The following is a 26,267-nucleotide window of genomic DNA, read 5'->3' as shown; positions in this document are numbered from 1 at the left end:
GATGTCGGATTCTTCTCAACCGTTATCGACCGCCTCCTGGCAGCATGTCTGGCACCGGGGCGCGGTGGCCAGCCTGCTGGCGCTCATCCTGCTGTGTGTGCTCTGGGAGCTTTGGGCGGCACCGCTGCATCCCGGAGGATCACTGCTGGTGCTCAAGGTGCTGCCCCTTTTGCCCGCCGTGCTCGGCGTGCTGAGGGGCAAGGCGCAGACGTTTCGCTGGCTGAGTCTGCTGTTGTGGTTTTACGCGGCTGAAGGCATCACCCGCGCGCTGACCGACCCCAGCGCCGCCTCGCGCGGGCTGGGGTGGATTGAACTGCTGCTCTCGCTGCTGTTGTTCCTCAGCGTGGCCGGTTTTTTGCGCACCGGAGCGCAGCGCCATGCTGCCCGCTGAACAGCATCGCTTTCTGGACGCCTTGCGCGCCTTGCTGGGCACGTCGCATGTGCTGCACCTGGCGGAAGACTGTGCACCCTATCTGACCGATTGGCGCAAACGCTATCAGGGACGCGCGCTGGCCGTGGTGCTGCCGGGCGACGCCGCGCAGGTGGCCGGGGTGGTGCAGCTTTGCGCGCTGCATGGCGTGGGGGTGGTGCCGCAGGGCGGCAATACCGGCCTGGTCGGCGGGGCCACGCCAGACGCCAGCGGCGAGCAGATCGTGCTGAGTACCCGGCGACTCAACCGCATTCGCTCCATCGACCCCGCGGGCGGCGCGCTCGTCGCGGAAGCCGGGTGTGTGCTGGCCACCGTGCAGCAAGCCGCGGCCGCGCACGGTCTGCTGTTCCCGCTGTCTCTGGCTGCCGAGGGCAGTTGCACCATAGGCGGCAATCTTTCGACCAACGCTGGCGGCACGGCGGTCTTGCGCTACGGCAATGCCCGCGAGTTGTGTCTCGGACTGGAAGTCGTCACCGCGCAGGGCGAGGTGCTCGACGCACTCAACCTGCTGCGTAAGAACAATACCGGCTACAGCCTGCGCGATCTATACGTCGGCGCCGAGGGTACGCTGGGCATCATCACCGCGGCGGCGCTCAAGCTCTTTGCGCAACCGGCGGCGCAAATCACCGCGCTGGTCGCGGTGCAGGATGTGGCCGCCGCCATTGACCTGCTCGGTCTGGCGCAAGTCCGGCTGGGGTGCAGCCTGACCGGCTTCGAGCTGATGAGCGCGCACAGTCTGCAACTGGTGCAGCAACATTTTCCGCAACTCGCTTTGCCTTTTGAGTTGCCCAGCGCCTGGTGCGTGCTGCTCGAGTCGAGCGAAACCGAGGGCGAGCCGCAGGGCAGGGCGCGTCTGGAGTCTTTGCTGGAGATGGCGCTGAACGATGGCTTGATCGTCAATGCAGCCGTGGCGCAGAGCCTGTCGCAAAGCCAGGCGCTCTGGCATTTGCGTGAATCGATTCCGCTGGCGCAGGCACAGGAGGGACTGAACATCAAGCACGATATCGGCGTGCCGCTCTCGCGCATGGTCGCCTTTGTCGAGTCCACCGCCGAGTTGGTCACGCAGGCGCTGCCCGGTGCACGCCTGGTGGTTTTCGGCCATCTGGGCGACGGCAATTTGCATTACAACGTGCAGGCCCCGGTGGGCGCGGATGCGGCACGTTTTCTGGCCGAGCATCAAACCGTTTGCAACCGCATCGTGCACGATGCCGCGGTGGCTTGCGGCGGAACTTTTTCGGCAGAACACGGAGTCGGCCAGCTCAAGCGGGACGATCTGGCGCGTTACGGCAACCCGGTTGCGCTGGCCCAGATGCGTGCCCTCAAGCAGGCGCTCGATCCGCAGAATCTGATGAATCCGGGAAAGATGTGGCCCGGCTGATACCCGGCAGCGCTTCGCCGCAGCGGCGGCAATAGCGGGCATCTGCAGCGTGCCCGACCAGCCCGCAACGCGAGCACGCCGTGGCGTCCTCCTCTTGCGCCTGGCGCTGTTCTTCGACGCGGCGCTGGTTGCGATACGAGTTGATCAGCTCCGCCGAATAGATGCCCGTCGGCACGGCGATGATGCCGTAGCCCACGATGATGATGCCCGAGGTGATGATCTGCCCCAGCGCCGTCTTCGGCGTGATGTCGCCAAAACCCACCGTGGCCATGGTGACGATGGCCCAGTAGATGCCACGCGGAATGCTGGTGAAGCCGTTTTGCGGCCCCTCGACCAGATACATGATGGAGCCGAAAATAGTGGTCAGCGTCAGCACGCTGAGCACGAACACAAAAATCTTGTTCTTGCTGCGAGACAGCGCATCGAGCATCTGATTCGACGCGCTGGTGTATTCCATCAGCTTGAGAATTCGGAAAATACGCAGCACCCGGAGAGTCCGGATAACCGTCAGATGGCCCGACCCGAGAAACAACAACTCCAGATACGCCGGCAGGAAAGACAGTAGATCGATGATGCCGAAAAAGCTGCGCGCATACCGCCACGGGTTCTGCACCACGGACAGCCGAAGCACATACTCCAGCGTGAAGGCGATGGTGAAAGTCCACTCTAAAACATAAAACACCCCATGCGCACGAACATGCACGGCCTGCACCGAATCGAGCACGGTGATCAGCACGCTGAGCAGAATGAAGCCGATCAGCACCAGATCGAATAGCTTTTCGTCGCGCTCGTCGTGGTAATACATCACCCGGTACCAGTACGCCCGCCACCCCTCCTTGGAGCGTGGCGCAAGCTGGGTGCTGGACTGTCGGTTTTGCATCGGCGTAGGCGTAAGTAAGGCCGTAAGTAAGGCGTTTCGCGATTCTATGGGGGCGCAACTCGGGGCTTGCGGCCACCGATCAGTGGAGCCTGCGGTCGGGGCTCTTCGCGACTGAGGCACCGCACGACCATCCCGGGCATTGGATGCAAGCGGGCAGTGATGTCCTGCGCGACGGTCCTTCATCCAAATTACAGCACGGCGCTGTCGAGTTCGGCTTGCCTTTCAGGCTACCGAAACATCGGCTGGAACGGTGCGAGCCCGGCGCCTGGCGTAATGAAGATCTTGCGGGCGTGGGCGGCCATGTGCACCGATTTGTAGGCGGGCAGCGCGCCCCGTAGGGCAGCGGTCGGGTCTGTCTCGGCGCGGCCGGTGGCCACGGCGTAGCGAATCACGGTGCCGATGGTCTGCTGGGTGCGGTGGGCAGTGTCGAGCACGCCGCGTGTCTCGATCTTGCGCAGCACGGCCAGGATGTCGGGCGCGGTAATGGACGCAATCGGTTTCTTGCCCAGGAAGGGGAAGACCTCACGTTCAAGCCTGCGGATCACGCGGGTTCGGTGGCTTTCCGACCGCGCGGCCAGGTGGCGCTTGGCCCATTCCATTGCGATGGCCTCGAATGAGTCTTCAGCCATCTGCAGCGCGCGGGCCTTGGCGGCCTTGCGGGCCTCGCTGGGGTCGATGCCATCGGCCAGCATGCGCCGTGCATCGTCGCGTTTTTCGCGGGCGGCCTTGAGGCTCACCTCAGGGTAAACGCCCAAAGCCAGAGTTTTCTCAAGCTTCAAGTAGTGATACTTGAAGCGCCAGTATTTCGACCCATTCGGGTGAACCAGCAGATAGAGCCCCTTTTCATCCGTGAGCTTTTGGGCGCGGTCGGTGGCCTTTGCGTTGCGGGCGACGGTATCAGTCAGCGGCATGGGTTCCCTCCATCTAGGCATGTACCCCATGCCTTTCTGATGTACCCCTGCTTTGTACCCCTATCAACTCGCGGATGTCAAAGAACGACACCGAACAGCTACGGAATAAAAAAAGCCGTAAAGCATTGATTTCTGTATGCTTTACGGCTCTCTTTGAACTATGCCGAATAATAAACTGGTGGGCGGTACTGGGATCGAACCAGTGGCTTCCACCGTGTGAAGGTGGCACTCTACCGCTGAGTTAACCGCCCAAATCACCCTTCCGTTCCAGGAAGGACGATCAGCAAAGTCCGCAATTATTGCACACTTTTTTTGGTTCAACTGTTTTAGCTCGCCGCCGCGCCCGGACGCCAGATGCTCTTGCCTTGGCTTTTTTTGTCGAGCAATTGCAGAAACGCTTCATGCGCGGCTTGCTCGTCGCTGCTGGGGGCGCGAACGGGCAGGGAAAAATGATCGAGTCGGTGCGAAGCCACGCTCATCTGTTGTTGAGGCGTCTCCAGATCGATCACCAGGCTTTCTTGGCCTCGTGTGAGACTGAGATAGACCTCGGCGAGCAATTCGGCGTCTAGCAGCGCGCCGTGCAGGGTGCGGTGTGCGTTGTCGATGCCGAAACGCTTGCACAGCGCGTCGAGGTTGTTGAACTTTCCGGGGAACTGCAGCTTGGCCATCGCCAGCGTATCGGTGACCAGCGGGACGTGTTGCTTGAAGGCGGGACGGTTGAGTCGCTCGAGTTCGGCGTCGAGGAAGGCGCAATCGAAGGGGGCGTTGTGAATGATGATTTCGGCATCGCGCACAAACTCGAGCAGGTCGTCGGCGATCTGCTCGAAGCGCGGTTTGTCGGAGAGAAATTCTTCGGTGAGTCCGTGGACTTTGAGGGCGTCGGGGTGGCTGGCGCGGTCCGGGTTGAGGTAGGCGTGGTAGTGCTTTCCCGTAAGCCTGCGGTTGAACAGTTCGACTCCGGCAACTTCGATGATGCGGTCGCCGCTGGCGGGATTGAGGCCGGTGGTCTCGGTGTCGAGGACGATTTGGCGTGTCATGCGGGGTGGGTCTCAGGCAAAATAGCGGGTTTGCTGCGCCGCTTTTTATTTGGCGGCCACTTTGCGCGTAGCGGCGGGCTGCAAGGCCTCAGGTCTATGAAATTCGAATTCTTTTCCCGCTACGCAGCCCAAAGCCTACCCCAGATGCAAGCCGTCGCGAGGTGCGACCCGGCCAGACCATGAGCACGAACGAATCCGAACTGAACCACGAGCAGATCCGCAGGCGACGCACTTTCGCCATCATCTCTCACCCCGACGCGGGCAAGACCACGCTGACCGAAAAGCTGCTGTTGTTCTCCGGCGCGATTCAGATTGCGGGCAGCGTGAAGGCGCGCAAGGCCAGTCGCCACGCCACTTCGGACTGGATGGAGATCGAGAAGCAGCGGGGCATTTCGGTGGCCTCGTCGGTCATGCAGATGGAGTGGCGCGATTGCGTGATCAATCTGCTGGATACGCCGGGTCACCAAGACTTTTCTGAAGATACCTACCGCGTGCTGACCGCAGTGGACGCGGCCTTGATGGTGATCGATGCGGCCAACGGCGTCGAAGAGCAGACGCTGCGTCTGCTCGAAGTCTGCCGGGCGCGCAACACGCCGATTCTCACCTTTGTGAACAAGATGGACCGCGAGGTGCGCCAGCCGCTCGACTTGATGGACGAGATCGAGCGCAATCTGGGCATGGCCGTGGTGCCGTTTACCTGGCCCGTGGGGATGGGGCGCGAATTTCACGGCGTTTATGACCTGCGCCTGGACCGCATGCGGGTATTCCGGCCCGGCGAGGAGCGAGTGCGCGACGACGACCAGATGCTGACCGGGCTCGACAATCCCGAGTCGGCGCGCCGCTTTGGCCAGCCCTACGAACAGGCGCAGGGCGAAATCGGTTTGCTGCGCGAAGCAGCGCCTGCTTTTGATGCGGCGGAGTTTCTCGCAGGGCGTCAGTCGCCGCTGTTTTTCGGCTCGGCGATCAACAACTTCGGCGTGCAGGAGGTGCTCGATGCGCTGGTGGAACTCGCGCCGTCTCCATTGCCGCGCGCGGCGACCACGCGGGTGGTGCAGCCGGACGAAAGCGCGTTTACCGGCGTGGTGTTCAAGATCCAAGCCAATATGGACCCGGCTCACCGTGACCGCATTGCGTTCGTTCGCATTGTCTCGGGTCATTTCGAACGCGGCATGAAAATTCGGGTGGGGCGCACGGGCAAAGACATTCGGCCGGGCAGCGTCGTCACCTTCATGTCGCAGCGGCGCGAGTTGCTGGACGAAGCGTTTGCCGGCGATATCGTCGGCATTCCCAATCACGGCACGCTGCATCTGGGTGATAGTCTGAGCGAGGGCGAAGAACTGCAGTTCACCGGGCTGCCGTTCTTCGCGCCCGAGATGTTTCGTGCGGTCGAAATTGCCGACCCGATGCGCAGCAAACAACTGCGCACCGGGCTGCAGCAACTGGGCGAGGAGGGCGCGATTCAGGTCTTTCGCCCGTCCACCGGCGGCAGCCTACTGCTGGGGGCCGTGGGAACACTGCAGTTCGAAGTGGTGCAGCACCGGCTCAAGTCGGAGTATGGCGTGGAGGCGCGCATGGAAAGCAGCAAGTACCGTATGGCGCGCTGGTTCACTTGCGACGATCCGCAGGCGCTCAAGCGGTTCATCGAAACCAATGCCCACCGCATCGCCTACGACGTGGTCGATGCGCCGGCGGTCTTGCTCACGCACGCCAGCGAATTGCGGGTGATGCAGGAGCTGGCGCCCAAAATCCAGTTCCATACCCTGCGTGAGCATGCCGGCCAGGTGTTCAAGACCTCGCTGCAGACTTGACGGTCAGGTCGCTGCGGGTTGTTGCAGACTGGGGCAGACGACGCCCCGGTAGGCGTGCCAGCTGGCATGGCCAATGACGGGCAGCACAATAATCCAACCCAGGCCAAAGGGCAGCATGGCCAGCAGGCTGATGCTGCCGATCAACGCTGCCCAGCAGAACATCGCCACCGGATGCTCCAGGCAGACGCGCAGGCTCGTCAGCGCCGCGGTGATGGCGTCCACGGGCCGATCGAGCATCATGGGGATAGACACCACGCTGATGGCGAACACCAGCCCGCCAAACAGCAGGGCGACTCCCAGATAAACCAGGACGAATGTGACGTTGGCAGGGTCGAGCAAGAGCCGCAACACGCCGCCGGTTTCGGGCATGCCCGCATCGAAAAACAGGGCGAACACCACCAGCGCGGTGCGCCCCCAAAGCAACTCGATGACCAGCAGCAGCCCGGCGAAAATGGCCACGCTGCCGCGGTGAGGCCACCAACAGCGGATGCAGAAGTTCAGCCGCGCCTTCAGATTGATCTCGCAGCGGCGGCTGGCTTCCATCAAACCCATGGCCAGGGCGGGGCCGATCAGCAGCAGGCCAGCAGCCAGCATCAGGGTGTATTCGGGCGAACTCGCCAGCGTCCAGGCCAGCGTCCAGGCCAGCAGCCAGCCCAGCGCGGTGAAAATGAGCCCGTAGCTCAGACCGACAACCGGGCAGCGGGCAAAGTCGCGCCAACCGGCGGCCAGCCAGCGAAAAGGCGTATTCCATTGCAGACTGCACACGCTCACACGGGTGCGGGTTTCCGCGGCTAGCGGGTGATGCTGCGCTTCTTCTGGCGTCATATCCCTGTTCTCCTCCATGTTGGGGGCAGCCGACTTAGATAGTGTCGTCACAAGATTTGCAGCCAGAGGGCAAGGCAGCGAATTTGCACGGCGGCAACGAATGAGGCGACGTTTTTCGCGTAGCGCGTGGCGATGCCCCGCCACCGCTTGAGATGCAGGAAGGCGTTCTCGACCAGGTGACGTAGTTTGTAGAGTGCTTTGTCATACGTGCGGGGTTGCTTGCGGTTCTTGCGTGGCGGAATCACGGCTTGCGCGCCTTGCGCTTGGGCATGCGCCACGATGGCGTCACTGTCGTAGCCTTTGTCGGCAAGCAGGTAGTCCATCTTGAACCCGTCCATCAACCGCTCAGCCTCTGCACAATCCGCTCGGGTACCTTCTGTAATAACCGCTCGGAGCGGCAGACCATGCGCATCCACGGCCAGATGTATCTTGGTGTTGAGCCCCCTTTTGTGCGGCTCATCGCCTGATTGCCACCCCGCGCACCCGCTGCGTGCGGATGAACCTTGCAGTGACTGGCATCGATCATGATCCACTCGAAATCGGGCTCATCAATGCACTGCTCCAGGAGCGACTCCCAAATGCCCTTGTCGCGCCAGCGACAAAAACGCCGATGGGTGTTTTTCCACCCACCGTACGAGACGGGCAGGTCTCGCCACGGCGCACCGGTGCGAAGAATCCAGAACACGGCGTTGATGAATTGGCGGTTGTCCCGCGCAACCCCGCCCCAAACTCCCGCTCGTCCAGGCAAGTGGGGTTCGAGCAATTCCCAGTGCCGATCTGATAGATCGTGTCGATGAAGCGTCTCGGGCATCTCAATAGCGCGGTTGGTATGAACAGCGCCATCATGCCACAACTCGTGACGACGCTATCTAGGGCAGCCCATCCAACTCAGAGGCTAAGCTGCGACAAACCGCCGCACAACCCGGGATACCCCGTGGTGTCTATCGTGATGTCTCAGCTGGTATGGGCGCTGGCTTGCGGCAACCAGATCTGAACCTGCAAACCGCCAGGCTGAGCATTGCTGAGCTCAAGCCGCCCGCCCATGGCGGTGATGGTTTTTTCCACGATGGAAAGACCCAGGCCCGTGCCCTTGGCCGAGGTTCTCGCCGCGTCGCCGCGAAAGAACGGGCGGGTGAGCTGGGCGAGGTGATCGGCCGGGACGCCCGGGCCGTGGTCGCGCACGGTGAGTTGCACATGGTCGATGCCTGGCTGCAGGCTGATGTCGAGATCGGTGTGCACTTCACCCGGTGTCAAGGCGTAGCGCTTTGCGTTTTCCACCAGATTGACCACAACGCGTTGCAGCTCCAGGGTGTTGGCGCGGACAGGCGGAACCGGCGGTGTCTGCAGGTGCAGCACCACGGTCTCGTCTTTCTGATAACGATCGCGCACAAAGTCGATCAAGGCATTGAGATCCACCGTCTCGATCTTCGGCGTGGTGCTGCGCGCATATTCAAGAAATTTGCTGATGATGCGGTCGGCCTGCTCGATGTCTTCGATGATGTATTCGCGCGCCTGCTCGTCGGGCACGCTCATCTCGGCTTCCAGCCGTAACCGGGCCAGCGGCGTGCGGATGTCGTGCGAAATGCCGGCGAGCATCAGCGCGCGCTCCTCTTCGACTTCCTGAAGGCTGCGCGCCATGCGGTTGAAACCCCGGTTGACTTCGCGAATTTCGCGCATGCCCGACAGCTCGTCGAGCATCTGCGAGTAATTGCCGGCGCCTACGCGGGCCGTGGCCAGGCGCAGATCGCGCAGCGGCTTGTTGACAAAGCTGGCGATGACCGCCGCACCAATGAGCGCCAAAAGGGTGGCGATGACGCCCCAACTTGCCCAGGTTTCACTCAGCGAGGGATCGATTCGGGAGCGGTCGAGCAGCAGCCAGTAGGGGTCGCCTTCGATCTCGAAGCCGATCCACAAGCCGGGGCGATCATTCACGACGTCGGCAAAATCGAGCTGTTCGTTCAGCCGTGTGTCCACCGCGACTTCAAGCCGCCGGGTGAATTCGGAATGATTCATGGGCGTCCACTGATCGCCCGGACTGCGCGGGTAGATGTAGATGCCTTCTTTTTTCGCCAGATCGTCGAGCAGCGAAACCCGGTATTGCGGGTCGGAGTGAATCAGCGCCAGGCGCGTGAGATCGATCAGGCTGGTGATTTGCCGCGAGGTCTGCTCGACCTGGGGGCCGAGTTCGAGCAGCCGAAAGCTCTGGAACCACGTCGCCAGGCTGGCGCTGACCAGCAAGACGATGAGCAGAAAGGTGCGCCAGTACAGGCGGCCGAACAGCGCGCTGATCCAGCGCGTCATACGGGAAAATGGACTGAAAGAGGAAGCCACAGAGGCGCCGACTGAGCCCGCGCCATGCCCAGCTGTCTGGGCGGGCGGGCAGGGCCTTTGTCCGGATCAGCCTTCGGCGTTGTCGGGGACGAAGACATAGCCCACGCCCCATACGGTCTGGATGTAGCGCGGGTGCGCTGCGTCGGTTTCGATGATCTTGCGCAGGCGTGAAATGGCGACGTCAAGGCTGCGGTCGAAGGCTTCGTAGTCGCGGCCGCGGGCCAACTCGGCCAGCCGGTCGCGCGATAGCGGCTGGCGGGGATGGCGCACCAGCGCCTTGAGCATGGCGAATTCGCCGGTGGTCAGGCTGATGACTTCGCCGTTTTTGCTGAGTTCGCGCCGGGCCAGATCGAGGCTGAAGGGGCCGAACACCACGGTTTCGTCTTCGCGCGAGGGCGCGCCGGGCAGTTCCGGCGAAGGCTGGCGGCGCAGCACTGCGCTGATGCGGGCGAGGAGTTCGCGGGGGTTGAAGGGCTTGGGCAGGTAATCGTCAGCGCCAACTTCCAGGCCGATGATGCGATCCACGTCTTCGCCCTTGGCCGTCAGCATGATGATCGGGGTCTGGTCTTTGGAGGCGCGCAGACGCTTGCAGATGGACAGGCCGTCTTCACCGGGGAGCATCAGGTCGAGCACGATCAGGTCGAAGCGCTCCTTCACCATGATGCGCGACATCGCCTTGGAATCTTCGGCTACGAACACCTCATAACCTTCTTGGGAAAGATAGCGACGCAGCAGGTCGCGGATGCGCGCGTCGTCATCGACGACCATCAGCTTCTTCGGTTTTTCGTGGTCCATAGAGGCGTCATTCCTGAATGAAAACAAGGCAAAAACAAGGCAAACTAGGCTGCCGACCTTCCTTGCAGCGATGTGTCAGCTTAAGGCTTGTTACAGAGTTTACTGCGAGAGCAAGGTGATTCGGGTCGATTCGATTCGATAATTTCATTTGCAAACTTTGGATACGCCCTTGCCTGTGATCTTGCGTCCATCCTGGCTTCGATTACGCCTGATTTCCCTGATCGGCGCCTGCCTTGTCGGCACGGTGGCCCAGGCGGGGGCGTCTGCGGCGTTGATGCCGCAGCGGCTGCGTCAGATTGCCGGGCCGGTGGAGGCCAACCTGGCCGAAGGAGCGGGCGGCAAGGTGGCGGATGGCCGTCTGGCTACTTCGCAGTTTCTCAGCCCAGCTGCCTCCACGCCCGTCAAGCCGCATGTGTTGACCTTGCATGACCGGGAAATTCTGCGGCAGCAGATTCAAGGCGTGACGCAGGGCATGAATGCGCGAGCGCCCTCCGCCACGCACAAATCGCATCACTGATCTCTCCGAGTCGGTCGGTGATCGGTATGATGAGCCGATCCTTCTGAAACTCAGTTGATCGCCGTGGAAAATCAGCCTCGTCTCTGCTCTGTGCAATGCCTGCATCCCGGAGGTTTGCATCGCCTGGCCTATTGGGAATGGGGCGCTGCGGACCAAGATGATGTCGTCGTCTGCGTTCATGGTCTGACCCGGCAGGGCCGCGATTTCGACGTGCTGGCGCAGGCGCTGCAACCGGGCCGCCGCGTGGTGTGCCCCGACCTGCCCGGCCGGGGCGAGTCGGATTGGTTGATCAATCCTGCGCTGTATCAGGTGCCGCAATACCTTGCCGATCTTGTCACCTTGCTGGCGCGTCTGAAAGCTCGTCGGGTGTCTTGGGTGGGCACCTCGCTGGGCGGGCTCATCGGTATTGCTCTGGCCGGCATGGAGCACAGCCCGATAGATCGGCTGGTGCTCAACGATGTCGGCCCATCGCTCGATCCGCGAGGGTTGATGCGCATCGCCAGCTATGTCGGACGGCAAATGCGCTTCGACACTGCCGAACAGGCGGCCGATTCGCTGCGCGAAATTTCGCTGGGCTTTGGTCCCCACACCCCGGAGCAATGGATGGCGCTGACCCGCCCCATGTTGCGCCCGGACGGTGTCGGCTGGCGCTTGCACTACGACCCCGCGCTTTCTCAGCCGTTCAGCGCGGCGACGGCGCAGGCCATAGCGGCAGGTGAAATCGCCCTTTGGCAGGCCTACGATCAGATCGCAGTGCCGACTCTGGTCGTGAGAGGGGCGGATTCCGACATTCTCAATGTGCAGACAGCGCTGGCGATGACGCAGCGCGGCCCCAGGGCGCGTCTGGTCGAGCTTGCTGGCGTGGGGCACGCGCCGACGCTGGTGCAGCCCGACCAGGTGGGCATCGTGCGCGACTTTTTGCTGTCGTGAGCCCGAATCAGTCCGTCGCGGTGCGTAGCGCCGCCCAGGCGGCGCCCGCAGACCAACGGATCGACCAGGCGCGGGCCTACGCCCTGGCGCTGATCGATACCGTGGTGCTCGAAACCGGCGAGCCCGCCGTGGAGCATGCGGACGGCGTGAGCGCCATCCTGCGCGAAATCGGTGCCGATGCCGACGCCCAGGCCGCGGCCTACCTCAATCTGGTGGTGCCCCAACTGGCGCATCCGCAAGATCAGCTGAGCAAACACTTTGGCGAAGCGCTGGCGGCCTTGTCGGTGGAAACACGCAAGCTGGTCGAAGTTTCCCGCATGGCGCGGGGCGGGCCGGACGAGGCGGAACTGCGGCGTCGGCACACCGAATTGGTGCGGCGCCTGCTGCTTGGATTTTCACGCGATCTGCGTGTCGCCCTGCTGCGCCTGGCGTCAAGGCTGCAGTCCCTGCGATATTTCACCCGCACCAAGCAAGCCGCGCCCGCGGCATTTCTGGCTGAAAGCATGGAGGTCTATGCCCCGCTGGCGAATCGTCTGGGCATCTGGCAGGTCAAGTGGGAGATGGAAGACCTGTCTTTCCGCTTGATGCAGCCCGAGGTTTACAAAGACATCGCCCGCAAACTGGACGAGCGGCGCGTCGAGCGCGAACAGGGCATCAGCACGGCCATCTCCCTGCTGCAGAAGGAATTGCAGCGGCAACACATCGCCGCCGAGGTGGTTGGCCGACCCAAACACATCTACAGCATCTGGCGCAAGATGCAAGGCAAGCATCTGCAGTTCGAGCAAGTGATGGACTTGCGAGCCTTGCGCATCATCGTCGGCGACGTCAGCGCCTGCTATGCCGCCTTGAGCGTGGTGCACGCCATGTGGGCTTCGCTGCCGGGCGAGTTCGATGACTACATCGCCAAGCCCAAGCCCAACGGCTATCAGTCGCTGCACACCGTGGTGCGAACCGACTCGGGTCAGATTTTTGAAATCCAGATTCGTACCGCCGCCATGCATGCGCACGCCGAGCAGGGCAGCGCGGCGCACTGGGCCTACAAAGAGGCGGGCGCCAAGGGTTATCTAGGGCAAACGCAGGCGGGCGACTACCAATCGCGCATCGCCCTGGCGCGCCAGCTGCTGGCACTGCAGCAGGAACTCGCCGGTGCAAGTTCGTCAGCTGCAAGTGCGCCAGCATCGACGGGCGCCTCCGCCGACCCCGCCGTGGAGGCCGACGCGGAAGACCGCGTCTTCGTGCTGACTCCGCAGGCCCGCATTGTCGAGCTGGCAAGAGGCGCCACGCCAGTGGATTTCGCTTATGCGCTGCATACCGATCTGGGGCACCGCTGCCGAGGCGCGCGCGTCGATGGCGCACTCATCCCGCTGACCACGCCGCTGCGCAGCGGGCAGACGGTGGAGATCGTCGCAGCGAAAGAGGGCGGTCCATCGCGAGACTGGCTCAATGCCGATCTGGGCTATTTGCGCAGCCCTCGGGCGCGTGCCAAGGTGCGCGCCTGGTTCAATCAACTCGCCCAGCAGCAGACGATTGCCAAGGGCCGAGCGCAGGTCGAGCGCCTGCTGCAACGCGAGGGCAAGACCAGTTTCAATTTGCAGAGTCTGGCTGACGGATTGGGGTTTCGCACTGCCGATGAGCTATTCGAGCGCGTCGGCAAAGATGAGTTTTCGCAGCGGCAGATCGAGGCCTACCTGCGCGCCGATCCCGCGACTTCGGCTGCGGACGAGTCGCTGGTTTTCCCCAGCGGTGGCGTTGCCCCTAAAAAGCAGGGCGGGCAGGTGCTGGTCGTGGGCATGGGCTCGCTGCTCACGCAGCTTGCGGCATGCTGCAAACCGGCTCCGCCCGACGCCATCGGCGGCTTTGTCACTCGCGAGAAAGGTGTGACGGTTCACCGCGCCAATTGCCAGAATTTTCGCAATATCGCGCGCCAGCATCCCGAGCGCGTGATTGCCGTGACCTGGGCGGGCCAAGATGATGCCAGCGCGCTCTATCCGATCGACCTGGAGGTCAGCGCGAACGACCGCCAAGGCTTGCTGCGCGATATTTCCGACGTGCTGACGCAAGAGCGCATCAACGTCATCGCAGTGAGTACCCGCTCGGTCGGCGACCTGGCGCAGATGCGGTTCACCGTGCAGTTGGCTAATAGCGCCAAACTCAAGCGCGCCCTCAAGCTGATTGCCGACGTGCCCGGTGTGCTGAAAGCTTCGAGAAAATAACTCGGTTATTGGGTGCACAAGAGCCGTGCTATGATTGCGGGCTTCGTAGGCGGTTAGCTCAGATGGTTAGAGCGCTTGCTTGACATGCAAGAGGTCGTTGGTTCGATTCCAATACCGCCTACCAAATTCTTTCCAAGCTCCTCATACAACGCCATGCATCCTTTTCGAACTAGCTTGCAGACCCCCTGAGTTTTAGAGGTCCGCACGCCCGTGCATAGCGATGACAAGGTGCGGTCCATCCGCACCTTTTTTATTTGAGCGAGACGCATCATGTTTCAAATCACCCTGCCAGACGGTTCCAAACGTGCTTTCGAAGCCCCGCTGACGGTCGCCGAACTGGCGCAGTCGATAGGCGCCGGGCTGTTCAAGGCGGCTTTGGCCGGAAAAGTTGACGGCAAGCTGGTCGATACCAGCTACCGCCTTTCGCAAGATGCCGAGGTGGCAATCATCACGGACAAGGATGCCGAGGGGGTGGAAGTGATTCGGCATTCGACCGCTCACCTTCTGGCCTACGCCGTCAAAGACCTGTATCCCGACGCACAAGTGACCATCGGCCCGGTGATCGAAAATGGCTTTTACTACGACTTCGCCTACAAGCGGCCCTTCACGCCTGAAGATCTCGAAAAGATCGAGGCGCGCATGGCCGAACTTGCCCGCAAGGATGAGCCAGTGCGCCGCAAGGTGCTGCCGCGTGATGAAGCGGTCGACTATTTCAAGTCGCTTGGTGAGCATTACAAAGCCGAAATCATCGCCAGCATTCCTGCGGGTGAGGATGTGTCGCTGTATTCCGAAGGGGCTTTCACCGATCTTTGCCGCGGCCCGCACGTGCCATCGACCGGGCGGCTAAAGGTGTTCAAGCTGATGAAGGTGGCCGGCGCCTATTGGCGCGGCGACCATCGCAACGCGCAATTGCAGCGGATTTACGGCACCGCCTGGGCCAAGAAAGAAGATCTGGACGCCTACCTGCACGCCTTGGCCGAGGCGGAAAAGCGCGATCACCGCAAGCTGGGCAAGGAACTCGACCTGTTCCATTTCCAGGAAGAGGCGCCGGGTCTGGCCTTCTGGCATCCCAAAGGTTGGTCGCTGTGGCAGGCTGTCGAACAGTACATGCGGCAGGTCTATCGCGATAGCGGCTACCAAGAAGTCAAGGGGCCGCAGATTCTCGATGTGAGCTTGTGGAAGCGCTCGGGTCACTGGGACAACTATTCGGAGAACATGTTCTTCACCGAGTCTGAAAAGCGCCAGTTCGCGGTCAAGCCGATGAACTGCCCCGGTCATATCCAGATTTTCAATTCAGGTCTGCGCAGCTATCGCGATTTGCCCATTCGCTACGGCGAGTTTGGCGCGTGCCATCGCAACGAGCCCTCCGGTGCGCTGCACGGTCTGCTGCGCGTGCGCGGTTTCACGCAGGATGACGGTCATATTTTTTGCACCGAAGATCAGATCGAGGCCGAGGTAACAGCCTTTCACCAGCAGGCCATGCAGGTCTACACAGACTTTGGCTTTACCGATATTGCCCTGAAGATTGCCTTGCGCCCAGAAAAACGCATCGGCGAAGAAGCCGTTTGGGACAAAGCCGAGGCCGCATTGCGCGCGGCGCTGCAGGCCTGCGGTGTGGCGTGGCAGGAGTTGCCGGGAGAGGGCGCGTTCTACGGCCCGAAAATCGAATACCACATGAAAGACTCGATCGGTCGTGCCTGGCAGGTGGGCACCATGCAGGTCGACTTCATGATGCCCGAGCGGCTGGATGCCGAGTATGTCGATGAGCATTCGCAGCGGGTGCGGCCGGTCATGCTGCACCGGGCGATAGTCGGCTCGATGGAGCGTTTCATCGGTGTACTGATCGAACACTACGCCGGCGCGATGCCGCTGTGGCTTGCGCCGGTTCAGACCGTCGTGATGAACATCACCGACGCGCAGGCCGATTACGCACGATCTGTTGCACAAGCGCTGACAAAACAAGGCTTTAGGGTCGAGTTGGATTTGCGCAACGAAAAAATCAACTATAAAATACGTGAAAATGCATTGAGCAAGGTGCCTTACTTGCTTGTGGTCGGTGACCAAGAGCGAGACGCGGGAACCATCGCGGTACGGGCACGCGGCAATGTCAACCTCGGGGTGCTGTCCCTGGAGGCGCTGACGCAAAAACTCTCCCAGGAAGTGCAGTCGCGCGGATCAGCCCAGCAGTAAGAACTCAGCTGGGGCAGCATATTTGTCTAAATGAATTGAAAGGTTTGAGCCATCGCTACGTTCCAGAGCCGTAATACACCGGAAAAACGCGCGCATCGTCTGAATCGCGAAATCACGCTTCCCGAACTCCGCCTAGTCGGACCTGACGGCGAGGCGCTCGGGGTGGTTTCTCTTACTGAGGCGCTCAGACTCGCCGAGCAGCATGATGTGGACCTGGTGGAAATTGCGCCGACCGCATCACCTCCGGTCTGTCGTTTGATGGATTACGGCAAGTTCAAATACGAAGAACAAAAAAAGAACCACGAAGCCCGGTCCAAGCAAAAGCAAATCCAGATCAAGGAAGTCAAATTCCGTCCGGCAACAGACGACGGCGACTACCAGATCAAGCTGCGTAACCTCCGCCGTTTCCTGGAAGAAGGTGATAAAGGCAAGGTCAGTCTGCGTTTCCGTGGGCGTGAAATTACCCACCAGGACATCGGGATGCGGGTGCTGGAGCGCGTTAAGGCCGATGTCGAAGATGTCGGCCAGGTTGAGCAGATGCCCAAGCTGGAAGGGCGCCAGATGATCATGGTCATCTCGCCGAAGAAGAAAAAATAAACAGCCTTTGCTGCGCTGGTTCAAATGGATCTGGTGCAGCGAAGGCGAGAAGTGCGTTCCTGCTTTTTGGCGGTGAACAAACCTGTAGCGCAAGCTGCAGTCGCGTGTGTTTGGCTCAGAGGGGCGAATGCCGCAAAACTCGTGTGCGTGGGCTTGAAAGTGTCTGGTTCATCGTCAGACCGCCTGCGGATATGTCATATTTAACGGAGCAATCATGCCCAAGATGAAAACCAAAAAGAGTGCCGCAAAGCGATTCCGCGTGCGTCCGGGCGGCACTGTCAAACGTGGTCAAGCGTTCAAGCGCCATATCCTGACCAAAAAAACCACCAAGAACAAGCGTCACTTGCGTGGAGCCACGGCGGTGCATGACAGCGATCTGAAGCAGATCGCCGCCATGATGCCTTTCGCCTGAAGCGCCAGTCGCCTCAGTTCGAACAATCAATCAGGATAAGGAGTCTTAAATGCCTCGCGTCAAACGTGGTGTGACTGCACGTGCACGTCACAAAAAAGTTCTCGACCTCGCCAAGGGTTTCCGCGGCCGCCGCAAAAACGTCTATCGCATCGCCAAAGAAGCGGTAATGAAGGCAGGGCAATATGCCTACCGTGACCGTCGTGCCAAGAAGCGTGAATTCCGTTCGCTGTGGATCACCCGGATCAACGCCGCGGTGCGCCAGTCCGGCATGACCTACAGCGTGTTCATGAATGGCATGAAAAAAGCGCAGATCGAAATTGACCGCAAGGTGCTCGCCGACATGGCGGTGCACGACGCAGCAGCGTTCGCCAAAATCGTCGCTCAGGTCAAGGCAGCAATGGCCTGATCGTAGGGCCCAGAGCTTTGTTGCTCTGTTGCGATGTCTTGCTGTGCAAAGGCCTGTTTCCGCAGGCCTTTGTTCTTTGTAGGCGGTGTTGCGCTTGGGCACGAGGGTCGGTTGCCGTCTCTTGGGATGCCTGTTCACACTTTTTCGGTGTACCTAGTCTATGAATCCTTTGCAAACCCTGATCGATCAAGCCAGTGCCGAGTTTTCGCAAGCGACGGATTCCGCCTCTCTGGAAAACGCCAAGGCGCGCTATCTGGGAAAGACCGGCTTGATCACCATCGAGATGAAAGCCCTGGCGGCACTCCCGGCTGAGGAAAAGCGGTCGCGGGGTGCTGAGATCAATCTGGCAAAGCAGGCGATTGAGCAGGCCTTGCAACTGCGGCGCGAGGCGATCGAGCAGGCGGCGCTTCAGGCTCAACTGCAGGCGCAAGCGATTGACGTGACCTTGCCGGGGCGCGCTGGAAATCAAGGCGGCTTGCACCCGCTGACGCGTAGCTGGATGCGGATGGAGCAGATTTTCCGCTCCATGGGTTTCGACGTGGCCGACGGCCCGGAAATCGAAGATGACTGGACCAATTTCACCGCGCTGAATTCGCCGCAGAATCACCCCGCGCGCTCGATGCAAGACACCTTCTACGTCGACGCCAAGGATGTGCACGGCCAACCTTTGCTGCTGCGAACGCATACCTCTCCGATGCAGGTTCGCCATGCCCGAGCCCACGTGCAGCGGTATGCAGGGGCCGCCGAAATGCCGCCGATCAAGGTGATTGCGCCGGGACGCACTTATCGTGTGGACAGCGACGCGACGCATTCCCCCATGTTTCATCAGTTTGAAGGACTATGGATCGACCAGAATGTCTCAATGGCCGATCTCAAGGGCACCTTCACCAGTTTTCTCAAGGCCTTCTTCGAGCGCGACGATATTCTGGTGCGCTTTCGCCCCTCGTACTTTCCCTTCACGGAGCCGTCCGCCGAGATCGACATGATGTTCGAGAGCGGGCCGCTCAAAGGCCGCTGGCTGGAGCTTGCAGGTTCCGGGCAGGTGCACCCCACGGTTGTGCGTAATTTCGGGCTCGACCCCGAGCGGTTCATCGGCTTCGCCTTTGGCAGCGGTCTGGATCGCATCACCATGCTGCGCTACGGCATCTCGGATCTGCGGCTGTTCTACGAAAACGATCTGCGCTTTATCCAGCAGTTCGCCTAACCCAGTCGCCACCCCTCGCTTTTATTTTGCGGCCTGACCGCTGAGCTGAACTTTTCAAAGAGCTGATCATGCAGTTTCCCGAATCCTGGTTGCGCCAGTTTTGCAATCCCGACCTCTCGACCGAAGCGCTGGCCGATACCCTGACCATGGCGGGTCTGGAAGTGGAGGAAGTGCAAGCCGCGGCGCCCGCTTTTTCGGGGGTTGTGGTGGGGCTGGTGCGTGATGTGCAGCCTCATCCCAATGCCGACAAACTTCGTGTTTGCCAGGTGGATGTCGGCGCGGCTCAATGGCTGCAAATCGTCTGCGGTGCGCCCAATGTGGCCGTCGGCATGGCCGCGCCCTGTGCGCTGGTGGGGGCCGAGTTGCCGCCGCAGCAAGAGGGGCAGGGCGCGTTCCGGATCGGGCCGGCCAAGATGCGCGGTGTGGAATCGCAGGGCATGCTGTGCTCCGCACGCGAACTGGGCCTGTCGGCCGATCATGCCGGCTTGCTGGCGCTTCAAGGAGCGCCGCAGGCCGGGGCGGATCTGCGTGAATGGCTCTCGCTCGACGAAGCCGTGTTCACCATCAAGCTCACGCCGAATCTGGGGCATTGCCTGAGCATCATCGGTGTCGCCCGTGAGGTGTCTGCAGTCACGGGTGCGGTGTTCCACAGACCGACGTTTAGGCCCGTGGCGCCCACTCTGGCGGACCGATTGCGGGTGAGCATTGAAGCGCCCGATCTCTGCGGGCGGTTTTCCGGCCGCATCATCCGCGGGGTGAATGCTCGGGCCGAAACACCGCAATGGATGAAAACGCGGCTGGAACGCAGCGGACAGCGAAGCATTTCGGCTCTGGTCGACATTTCCAACTATGTGATGCTGGAGCTGGGCCGCCCGAGCCATGTGTTTGATCTGGCCAAGATTCGCGGCGGATTGACCGTGCGCTGGGCGCGCGAAGGCGAGCAGCTCGAATTGCTCAACGGGCAGACCATCTCCCTGAGCGCCGACATGGGAGTGATTGCCGCCGAAAACGGCGTGGAATCTCTTGCCGGCATCATGGGGGGCGAGTCCACCGCCGTCACCATGGACACTACGGACATCTACCTCGAGGCCGCATTCTGGTGGCCGGACGCCATTCGTGGCCGCGCCCGCCGTCTGAACTTTTCTACCGATGCGGCCGCCCGCTTCGAGCGCGGGGTCGACTACGCGACCACCGTCGAACACCTCGATGCCATCACCGCGCTGATTCTGGACATCTGCGGCGGACAAGCAGGCCCGGCCGACGATCAGATCACCCAACTGCCGCAACGCAAGCCGGTGCGGATGCGGGTGGCGCGATGCGAGAAAGTCATCGGCATTCCTATCGGCTCAGACCGCATGGGCGAGATTTTTTCGCGGCTCGGGCTTCAGGCTGAACTCGACCGCAACAGCACTGAACCCGCCTGGATCGTGACGCCAGGCGCTGAACGTTTCGATCTGGAGATTGAAGAAGATCTGATCGAAGAAGTCGCACGCATTCACGGCTATCAGCACATTCCAACCCAGGCGCCGGTGGCGCGCCTGCATCCGCTGCCGGTGCCCGAGGGCCAGCGCACTTTGCACAGCCTACGTCTCAAAACCGCGGCCCTGGGCTATCAAGAGACCCTCAATTTCTCTTTTGTGGATGCGCAATCGGAGCAGGATTTCGCAGGTCAGGCTGACCCCATCCGCCTGCTCAATCCCATCGCGTCACAGATGTCGGTGATGCGCTCCACGCTCATCGGCTCACTGGTCAAGGTGCTGGCAGACAACCTCAACCATCGTGCTAAACGGGTGCGTCTGTTTGAACTCGGTCGCGTGTTTGCGCGCGATGCGCAGGCCGAGAACGGGCCGATGCAGGTTGCGGGTATTCGCCAGCCGATGCGCCTGGCGGGTCTGGCCTACGGCTCGGTGGTTCCCGTGCAGTGGGCCGAGCCGGAACGGCGGGTCGATTTCTACGATGTGAAGGCAGATGTCGAGGCCTTGTTTGAGGGCTCAGGCGAGGGCACGGGCGAGTTGCAATGGATGCCGGTTCAACATCCCGCGTTGCATCCGGGGCGCAGCGCGGAAGTTCGGCTGGGCGGTGAGCGCCTGGGTGTGGTGGGAGAATTGCATCCGCAATGGGTGCAGCGCTATCACCTGCAGTTTGCACCCGTGATCTTCGAGCTGGATGCTGGGCTGCTGCAGGCCCAGAAACTGCCCGTGTTTGCCCCCATCAACCGCGTACCCGCCGTGCAGCGCGACCTGGCGTTTCAGGTTCCCTCGGGCGTCAGCTACGCGCAGATGCAGCAGGCAGTACAAACCGCCATCCAGAACATTCCGGTTTGCGGCATCATCCGGGAGGTGCGACTCTTCGACCTGTTTACCCCGCCCGGAGACACGACCTCGAAAAGCATGGCCTTCCGTCTGCAGTTGCAAGACCAGCAAACCTTGACTGACGAGCGGGTGGATGCCGCCTGTCAGGCGTTGGTTGCCGAGTTGGCGTCTGCAAACGGGGCACAACTCAGGGGTTGAAGTCGGTCGAAACAACAACAAAAGCAGCACACAGGAGGACAGATGGCACGCATTCAGATTGAATCGGTGCAGACACCGACGCTGACCAAGGCAGAACTCGCCGAACAGCTCTATGAGCGTATCGGTCTCAACAAACGTGAATCGAAAGACATGGTCGATGCCTTTTTCGACCGCGTTCGAGATGCCTTGGGCCGCGGCGAAGATGTCAAACTTTCCGGGTTCGGCCATTTCCAGTTGCGCGAGAAGGCGCAGCGGCCAGGCCGCAATCCCCGCACCGGCGAAATCATTCCCATCGCCGCGCGCCGGGTGGTGATTTTCCACGCCAGCCACAAGTTCAAGCATCAACTCCAAAGCCCCGCCCTTGCTGATCTGGCCGAAGAGGTGCAGTGACCTTCGCCGGGTCTGCAAATCGTCGAAGAACGCCGAAATTTGTTGGTAAGGTATGTGAAGAATGCCGCGAACCCACGGTGAATCCGGCTGGACATTGCCGTTATCCGCCTGAGATGCGGCAAAATCCACTAACCAGCCCCTTTGGGCGAATTCCGTTTTGACATAACCGCTCACGTTTCTAGGATTTGTCACGTCTCCACCATGAGTGCCGTCCCTGCATTGCCGCCCATACCTGCCAAGCGCTACTTCACCATTGGAGAAGTCAGCGAGTTGTGCGGCGTGAAATCGCACGTACTGCGGTATTGGGAGCAAGAATTCGCGCAATTGCGTCCGATGAAAAGAAGGGGCAACCGGCGCTATTACCAGCACCATGAGGTTCTGTTGATTCGCCGTATTCGGGAACTGCTGTATGAGCAAGGTTTCACCATCAGCGGCGCCCGAGCGCGTTTGGGCGGAATTCCTGGCGACGAGCACGCAATGCGAGAAGCAGCGGGCACGCCGGATGCCGGAGAGCAGGCACCTCCGGTGCCGCTACCTGCCATTCAGCACATCAACGAATTGCGCGCCGAACTCCTCTCGATCCGCAGAAGTTTGATCGAACCCTGAGGAATAGTGTATGATTGCCTGCTTTGGTCGTCGGGGCGTAGCGCAGCCTGGTAGCGCACCTGCATGGGGTGCAGGGGGTCGGAGGTTCGAATCCTCTCGCCCCGACCAAAATTACTAAGTAAATGACCAGTCGTCAGATCTGATCATTGACGGAAAAGCAATAAAAAAGCCCGCCTTAGCGGGCTTTTTCTTTTGGTGCGCATTCCCTAGTAAGGGTTCAAGCTACAGCACGCAATGGGGCTTGCAGGGATTCCAGATGCTGCCGCGCCTCGGCTTCTGGCAGGCGCTGCAGCAGGCGGTTGGCGCCGGAGATCAACGCGCGCACGGAGGCGGTGACGATGTTGGCGTCCATGCCCACTCCGTAGGTGCTGGTGGCCGTTCCTGCGATGGCCATTTCGACGACGGCCGAGGCTTTGGCATCCGCGCCAAGGCCGAGTGCGCGCTCTTCATAGCTGTGCACGGCCAGTGGCAGGCGCAGGGCATGGATGGCCGCGTCGATGGGGCCGTTGCCTTCGCCTGTGAGACTCAGACGTTTGCCATCCACTTCGATTTCGAGGCGAACGCCCTGGCGCTCGCCGTGGTCGCTGAGGTGGTAGCTGTGCAGATGCAGCGGCTGCCCAATCTGCACATACTCTTCATTGAACATCTGCCAGAGTTGTTGTGCGGTGACTTCAGCGCCAGTGGCGTCGGTGTGTTTTTGCACCACGCCGCTGAACTCGACCTGCAAACGGCGGGGCATGACCAGACCGTAGGTAGCTTCGAGCAGATAGGCGATGCCGCCCTTGCCGGACTGGCTGTTGACGCGGATGACCGAATCGTAGGCGCGGCCGAGATCGGCCGGATCGACGGGGAGATAGGGCACTTCCCACAGGGCATCGTGACGTTGTGCGGCCAGACCTTTTTTGATGGCGTCCTGATGTGAGCCGGAGAAAGCGGTAAACACCAGATCACCTGCATAGGGGTGGCGGGGATGCACGGGCAACTGTGTGCATTCCTCCACGGTGCGCGCCACGGCGTTGATGTTCGAAAAATCCAGCCCCGGGTTCACGCCTTGTGAATAGAGATTGAGCGCAAGGGTGACCAGATCGACATTGCCGGTGCGTTCGCCATTGCCGAACAGGCAGCCTTCCACGCGGTCGGCGCCAGCCATCACGCCGAGCTCTGCAGCGGCGACGGCGCAGCCCCGATCATTGTGCGGATGCAGCGACAGGATGATGCTGTCACGCTTATTGAGATGGCGGTGCATCCATTCGATCTGGTCGGCATAGATGTTGGGGGTGCTCATCTCGACCGTGGCCGGCAAGTTGAAAATGATCTTGTTTTCCGGCGTGGGCTGCCAGACTTCGGTCACGGCGTTACACACCGAGACGGCAAAGGGAAGCTCGGTGCCGCTGAACACCTCGGGGCTGTACTGGAAGGTCCATTGGGTTTCCGGGTGCTCGGCAGCGATCTGCTTGATGAGTTTGGCCGCATTCACCGCGATCTGCGTGCAGCCCGCTTCGTCGACGTTGAACACGATGCGTCGGAAATTTGGGGCCGTGGCGTTGTAAACATGCACGATCGCCCGCTTGGCGCCCCGCAGTGAGTCGAAGGTGCGGCGGATGAGATCTTCGCGCGCTTGGGTCAGCACTTCGATGGTGACATCGTCGGGAATGTGACCGCCCTCGATGAGTTCGCGCACAAAATCGAAATCGGTTTGCGAGGCAGACGGAAAGGCCACTTCGATCTGCTTGACGCCAACGGCGCACAGCATTTTGAACATGCGCATCTTGCGCTGTGCATCCATGGGTTCGAACAGCGCCTGATTGCCGTCGCGCAGATCAGTGCTCATCCAGATCGGCGGCTGGGTGATGACCCGATCGGGCCAGGTGCGGTTTTTCAGATCGATCTGAGGAAAGGCGCGGTATTTGGTGTTCGGTTGCTTCAACATGAGGTCATCTCCAGAAAGCGAATGGGGTTGCGCAGGGCATAGAGGGTGCGACGATGGGGCGGTCGGGCTGTCGCGGGTGCAGGACCCGACCGCCGGTGGGTAGTCGTCTCAGATCGGTGCAGAAAATCGTCATGGCAAGCGCATATAAAAGAAAAGCGCCCGGTGGCTTAAGCCGCGGGCGCTTGGGATTTAGAAAAACGAGATGAAAACGTCAATCAGTCGCGCGCGGCATTCGATGGCAAAGCCAGTAGTAGACCGCCCAGTAGCAAAGCGTCGCAAGCGCCCTCGCCGCCTCCGAAAGACCGAACACTAACATCACGCGCAACTTCAGCGTTGATCGATAACTTTGAGACGAAAGGAATGCGAGACATAGACATGAGAGCAAGTTAGCAAAAGTCTGCATTTTCGTCAATGCCAGGGCGGGGACGACGATAGGGTAAATCGGCCCAGCTTGCCGCCATCCACAACGGCAGTGTGGCGGCGGTGAGTCCGCCGGGGCCGTGTTTGCGGGCGTAGTGGATAGCCGCTTGGCCGTGCAGCCAGACGGCGGCGAGCACTGATGAAGCCTTCCCTGTTGCTGCGAGCAGGGCGGCCGCGCTGCCGGCCAGCACATCGCCGCTGCCTGCCGTGGCCAATAGGCCATTGCCGGTGGCATTGATCCACGCTGTTTGTTGCGGCGAGACGATGAGGGTGCCGTGACCCTTGAGCACAATCCAGCAGGCGAAGCGCTGAGCCAGGGTGCGCGCAGCGGTGAGACGGTCCGACTCAATCGCCTGTACCGAGACGCCCATCAGTCGGGCCGCCTCAAGGGGGTGGGGCGTCAATAGGGTTGTGATGGGCTTGCGTTGCCGTAGCAGGGTTTGCAGCGAATCAGTCGCGGCCAGGAGATTGAGCGCGTCGGCGTCGAGCACCAGGGGGACGGGTTGGGCCAGAGCCTGCGCCAAGTAGGTGCGGGCGGCGTCGTCGCAACCGGCGCCGGGGCCGACGAGCAGACAGGTTCGGCCACCTTGGGCGTCGAGTAGCGCGGCTGGGGAGCGCAGCATCAGTTCTGGCGCCAGCAGATCTACGGCGGGGGCTTGGTCATCGAGCAGGCCGACGAACACTCTGCCGGCGCCGAGCTGGGCTGCCGCGCGGGCGGCGAGCAGGGCAGCGCCTGTCATGCCTGCGGCACCTCCGATCACCGCGACGTCGCCCCGCTGCCCCTTGTGGGCGGACTGTGACAGGTCCGGCAGCAGAGGGCGAATCAGATCGGCGCCGAGCCAGGTGGCATCAATCGCTACCTGCGGATGATGCGTTGCCGCATCGACGCCGAAATCGTCCTGCCACAGCGTGCCGCATAAGCTTGATGCAGGCCCAGTGCGCAAACCGGGTTTGAGCCCGAGCAGGCTGAGAGTCAAGGTGGCGCGCACGCAGACGTCGGTTGCGGCGCCGGTGTCGGCATCCAGCCCCGAGGGCAGATCGACGCTGAGCACCGGGGCGCCGCGCTGCGCGTTGAGCCTTTGAATGATCTCGGCCATCTGCGCTCGCATGGGGCCCCGCAGGCCAAGGCCCAGCAGCGCGTCGATGTAGAGATCGGCCTCGGGCAAGGTGCTGTGATCGTCCAGGGCGCACCGAACCTCAGCCGTCTGCGCTTGCGCCCAGGCCCACGCAGCGTCGGCGGGCAGGCGAGAGCGCCATTCGTTCAGCGTCTCGGCGCCGCAGGCGAGGACGAGCACGTCGCGTCCAGCCTGGTGCAACTGCGTGGCCGCCACAAGGCCGTCGCCGCCGTTGTTTCCCGCGCCCGCGAGCACGACGACGCGTCTTGCGTGCGGATAGCAAGCCTGCGCCAACCGGGCCACGGCACTGCCCGCGCGCTGCATGAGGCTGTGCGGGGGTAATGTGCGCGCGGCCTCGGATTCGATCTGGCGCAGCGCATCGACGCGATACACCGGCTCGGATTGCAGGGGGCTGATGCGTTTGAGCATGTG

At 61.5% G+C, this 26,267-nt stretch carries 22 protein-coding genes, 3 tRNA genes and 1 pseudogene; 16 read left to right on the top strand and 10 right to left on the bottom strand.

Annotated features, from left to right (window positions below; genetic code table 11):
- Position 1 precedes the first annotated feature (1 nt).
- Together BIO17B3_RS01270 and BIO17B3_RS01265 are read left to right on the top strand one after the other, a co-directional pair.
- A complete protein-coding gene (locus BIO17B3_RS01270) occupies positions 2-391 on the top strand; it encodes a DUF2069 domain-containing protein (RefSeq protein ID WP_172979066.1) in 390 nt (129 codons plus the stop codon).
- Positions 378-1,808 carry an FAD-binding oxidoreductase gene (locus BIO17B3_RS01265; RefSeq protein WP_156052685.1) on the top strand — a complete coding sequence of 477 codons (1,431 nt, stop codon included), beginning with the start codon at positions 378-380 and terminating at the stop codon, positions 1,806-1,808. Before BIO17B3_RS01270 ends, BIO17B3_RS01265 begins: the two co-directional genes overlap by 14 nt.
- Here the strand turns inward: BIO17B3_RS01265 and BIO17B3_RS01260 are convergent.
- The 4 genes from BIO17B3_RS01260 to dnaQ form a co-directional block, all read right to left on the bottom strand.
- Positions 1,750-2,688, bottom strand: a complete 939-nt coding sequence (locus tag BIO17B3_RS01260; protein ID WP_156052684.1) for an ion transporter — start codon at positions 2,686-2,688, stop codon at positions 1,750-1,752. The genes BIO17B3_RS01265 and BIO17B3_RS01260 overlap by 59 nt on opposite strands.
- Before the next feature lie 227 nt (positions 2,689-2,915).
- On the bottom strand, positions 2,916-3,599 hold the full coding sequence (locus tag BIO17B3_RS01255; protein ID WP_050985925.1) for an integrase arm-type DNA-binding domain-containing protein: 684 nt from the start codon (positions 3,597-3,599) through the stop codon (positions 2,916-2,918).
- 176 nt (positions 3,600-3,775) lie between these two features.
- Positions 3,776-3,850 (bottom strand) — tRNA-Val (locus tag BIO17B3_RS01250).
- Between the two features lie 75 nt (positions 3,851-3,925).
- On the bottom strand, positions 3,926-4,636 hold the full coding sequence (dnaQ, locus tag BIO17B3_RS01245) for a DNA polymerase III subunit epsilon (protein ID WP_156052683.1): 711 nt from the start codon (positions 4,634-4,636) through the stop codon (positions 3,926-3,928).
- Between the two features lie 179 nt (positions 4,637-4,815).
- On the opposite strand from dnaQ, the gene BIO17B3_RS01240 reads away from it, so the two are divergent.
- Positions 4,816-6,444 (top strand): peptide chain release factor 3, encoded by a 1,629-nt coding sequence (locus BIO17B3_RS01240; RefSeq protein WP_156052682.1) that lies wholly within the window; start codon positions 4,816-4,818, stop codon positions 6,442-6,444.
- A 3-nt stretch (positions 6,445-6,447) separates the two neighbouring features.
- Here the strand turns inward: BIO17B3_RS01240 and BIO17B3_RS01235 are convergent, their stop codons facing one another.
- The 4 genes from BIO17B3_RS01235 to ompR all read right to left on the bottom strand — a co-directional run bounded on the left by BIO17B3_RS01235 (position 6,448) and on the right by ompR (position 10,395).
- The gene (locus BIO17B3_RS01235) at positions 6,448-7,269 is read right to left on the bottom strand and encodes a DUF2189 domain-containing protein (RefSeq protein ID WP_156052681.1); all 822 of its coding nucleotides are present in this window, start codon (positions 7,267-7,269) and stop codon (positions 6,448-6,450) included.
- Between the two features lie 47 nt (positions 7,270-7,316).
- Positions 7,317-8,080, bottom strand: a protein-coding gene (locus BIO17B3_RS01230; protein ID WP_156052680.1) for an IS5 family transposase whose coding sequence is annotated in 2 segments (ribosomal slippage) — positions 7,317-7,708 and positions 7,708-8,080 — 765 coding nt in all. Because the reading frame shifts where the segments join, the coding sequence is not laid out codon by codon here.
- 143 nt (positions 8,081-8,223) lie between these two features.
- On the bottom strand, positions 8,224-9,570 hold the full coding sequence (locus tag BIO17B3_RS01225; RefSeq protein ID WP_156052679.1) for a sensor histidine kinase: 1,347 nt from the start codon (positions 9,568-9,570) through the stop codon (positions 8,224-8,226).
- A 96-nt stretch (positions 9,571-9,666) separates the two neighbouring features.
- Entirely contained in the window at positions 9,667-10,395 is a 729-nt protein-coding gene (gene ompR, locus BIO17B3_RS01220; protein WP_013105699.1) for a two-component system response regulator OmpR, read from the bottom strand.
- Positions 10,396-10,570: 175 nt separating this feature from the next.
- Here ompR and BIO17B3_RS01215 point away from each other — a divergent pair, with 175 nt between their 5' ends.
- From BIO17B3_RS01215 to BIO17B3_RS01155, 13 genes and pseudogenes are all read left to right on the top strand, one after another.
- Positions 10,571-10,912 carry a transglutaminase gene (locus BIO17B3_RS01215; protein WP_232054344.1) on the top strand — a complete coding sequence of 114 codons (342 nt, stop codon included), beginning with the start codon at positions 10,571-10,573 and terminating at the stop codon, positions 10,910-10,912.
- Positions 10,913-11,002: 90 nt separating this feature from the next.
- Positions 11,003-11,842, top strand: a complete 840-nt coding sequence (locus BIO17B3_RS01210; RefSeq protein WP_232054146.1) for an alpha/beta fold hydrolase — start codon at positions 11,003-11,005, stop codon at positions 11,840-11,842.
- Entirely contained in the window at positions 11,839-14,055 is a 2,217-nt protein-coding gene (locus BIO17B3_RS01205; RefSeq protein ID WP_156052677.1) for a bifunctional (p)ppGpp synthetase/guanosine-3',5'-bis(diphosphate) 3'-pyrophosphohydrolase, read from the top strand. The genes BIO17B3_RS01210 and BIO17B3_RS01205 overlap by 4 nt, the downstream gene beginning before the upstream one ends.
- 47 nt (positions 14,056-14,102) lie before the next feature.
- Positions 14,103-14,179 (top strand) — tRNA-Val (locus tag BIO17B3_RS01200).
- 146 nt (positions 14,180-14,325) lie between these two features.
- Positions 14,326-16,245 (top strand): threonine--tRNA ligase, encoded by a 1,920-nt coding sequence (thrS, locus tag BIO17B3_RS01195; RefSeq protein WP_156052676.1) that lies wholly within the window; start codon positions 14,326-14,328, stop codon positions 16,243-16,245.
- A 51-nt stretch (positions 16,246-16,296) separates the two neighbouring features.
- The gene (gene infC, locus BIO17B3_RS01190) at positions 16,297-16,842 is read left to right on the top strand and encodes a translation initiation factor IF-3 (RefSeq protein ID WP_156052675.1); all 546 of its coding nucleotides are present in this window, start codon (positions 16,297-16,299) and stop codon (positions 16,840-16,842) included.
- Positions 16,843-17,056: 214 nt separating this feature from the next.
- Positions 17,057-17,254, top strand: a complete 198-nt coding sequence (gene rpmI / locus BIO17B3_RS01185) for a 50S ribosomal protein L35 (protein WP_013123033.1) — start codon at positions 17,057-17,059, stop codon at positions 17,252-17,254.
- A gap of 49 nt (positions 17,255-17,303) precedes the next feature.
- Positions 17,304-17,660, top strand: coding sequence for a 50S ribosomal protein L20 (gene rplT, locus BIO17B3_RS01180; RefSeq protein ID WP_013105707.1), 357 nt, complete (start codon positions 17,304-17,306; stop codon positions 17,658-17,660).
- A 160-nt stretch (positions 17,661-17,820) separates the two neighbouring features.
- On the top strand, positions 17,821-18,864 hold the full coding sequence (gene pheS / locus BIO17B3_RS01175) for a phenylalanine--tRNA ligase subunit alpha (protein WP_156052674.1): 1,044 nt from the start codon (positions 17,821-17,823) through the stop codon (positions 18,862-18,864).
- Between the two features lie 68 nt (positions 18,865-18,932).
- Positions 18,933-21,374, top strand: a complete 2,442-nt coding sequence (gene pheT, locus BIO17B3_RS01170) for a phenylalanine--tRNA ligase subunit beta (protein WP_156052673.1) — start codon at positions 18,933-18,935, stop codon at positions 21,372-21,374.
- A gap of 33 nt (positions 21,375-21,407) precedes the next feature.
- Positions 21,408-21,764: pseudogene (locus tag BIO17B3_RS01165) on the top strand (integration host factor subunit alpha); the annotation flags it as partial.
- A gap of 201 nt (positions 21,765-21,965) precedes the next feature.
- Positions 21,966-22,370 carry a MerR family transcriptional regulator gene (locus BIO17B3_RS01160; RefSeq protein WP_156052671.1) on the top strand — a complete coding sequence of 135 codons (405 nt, stop codon included), beginning with the start codon at positions 21,966-21,968 and terminating at the stop codon, positions 22,368-22,370.
- Positions 22,371-22,401: 31 nt separating this feature from the next.
- A tRNA-Pro gene (locus BIO17B3_RS01155) sits at positions 22,402-22,478 on the top strand.
- 109 nt (positions 22,479-22,587) lie between these two features.
- Here BIO17B3_RS01155 and leuA read toward each other — a convergent pair.
- On the bottom strand, positions 22,588-24,300 hold the full coding sequence (gene leuA, locus BIO17B3_RS01150; protein ID WP_156052670.1) for a 2-isopropylmalate synthase: 1,713 nt from the start codon (positions 24,298-24,300) through the stop codon (positions 22,588-22,590).
- 386 nt (positions 24,301-24,686) lie between these two features.
- Positions 24,687-26,264 (bottom strand): NAD(P)H-hydrate dehydratase, encoded by a 1,578-nt coding sequence (locus tag BIO17B3_RS01145; protein ID WP_156052669.1) that lies wholly within the window; start codon positions 26,262-26,264, stop codon positions 24,687-24,689.
- Positions 26,265-26,267 lie beyond the last annotated feature (3 nt).

The sequence above is a fragment of the Thiomonas sp. OC7 genome (assembly GCF_900634595.1).
GTDB lineage: Bacteria > Pseudomonadota > Gammaproteobacteria > Burkholderiales > Burkholderiaceae_C > Thiomonas > Thiomonas arsenitoxydans.
The sequence above is the reverse complement of the archived record's forward strand: the minus strand, read 5'-3'. Positions and strand labels throughout refer to the sequence as shown.

Bases quoted from the DNA above. Each gene is read 5' to 3' on its own strand.
- pheT (WP_156052673.1), top strand. From the start codon at position 18,933: ATGCAGTTTCCCGAATCCTGGTTGCGCCAGTTTTGCAATCCCGACCTC.
- BIO17B3_RS01145 (WP_156052669.1), bottom strand. From the start codon at position 26,264: ATGCTCAAACGCATCAGCCCCCTGCAATCCGAGCCGGTGTATCGCGTC.
- leuA (WP_156052670.1), bottom strand. From the start codon at position 24,300: ATGTTGAAGCAACCGAACACCAAATACCGCGCCTTTCCTCAGATCGAT.
- BIO17B3_RS01240 (WP_156052682.1), top strand. From the start codon at position 4,816: ATGAGCACGAACGAATCCGAACTGAACCACGAGCAGATCCGCAGGCGA.
- BIO17B3_RS01160 (WP_156052671.1), top strand. From the start codon at position 21,966: ATGAGTGCCGTCCCTGCATTGCCGCCCATACCTGCCAAGCGCTACTTC.
- thrS (WP_156052676.1), top strand. From the start codon at position 14,326: ATGTTTCAAATCACCCTGCCAGACGGTTCCAAACGTGCTTTCGAAGCC.
- dnaQ (WP_156052683.1), bottom strand. From the start codon at position 4,636: ATGACACGCCAAATCGTCCTCGACACCGAGACCACCGGCCTCAATCCC.
- BIO17B3_RS01235 (WP_156052681.1), bottom strand. From the start codon at position 7,269: ATGACGCCAGAAGAAGCGCAGCATCACCCGCTAGCCGCGGAAACCCGC.
- BIO17B3_RS01260 (WP_156052684.1), bottom strand. From the start codon at position 2,688: ATGCAAAACCGACAGTCCAGCACCCAGCTTGCGCCACGCTCCAAGGAG.
- BIO17B3_RS01265 (WP_156052685.1), top strand. From the start codon at position 378: ATGCTGCCCGCTGAACAGCATCGCTTTCTGGACGCCTTGCGCGCCTTG.
- ompR (WP_013105699.1), bottom strand. From the start codon at position 10,395: ATGGACCACGAAAAACCGAAGAAGCTGATGGTCGTCGATGACGACGCG.
- rplT (WP_013105707.1), top strand. From the start codon at position 17,304: ATGCCTCGCGTCAAACGTGGTGTGACTGCACGTGCACGTCACAAAAAA.
- pheS (WP_156052674.1), top strand. From the start codon at position 17,821: ATGAATCCTTTGCAAACCCTGATCGATCAAGCCAGTGCCGAGTTTTCG.
- rpmI (WP_013123033.1), top strand. From the start codon at position 17,057: ATGCCCAAGATGAAAACCAAAAAGAGTGCCGCAAAGCGATTCCGCGTG.
- BIO17B3_RS01270 (WP_172979066.1), top strand. From the start codon at position 2: ATGTCGGATTCTTCTCAACCGTTATCGACCGCCTCCTGGCAGCATGTC.
- BIO17B3_RS01225 (WP_156052679.1), bottom strand. From the start codon at position 9,570: ATGACGCGCTGGATCAGCGCGCTGTTCGGCCGCCTGTACTGGCGCACC.
- BIO17B3_RS01255 (WP_050985925.1), bottom strand. From the start codon at position 3,599: ATGCCGCTGACTGATACCGTCGCCCGCAACGCAAAGGCCACCGACCGC.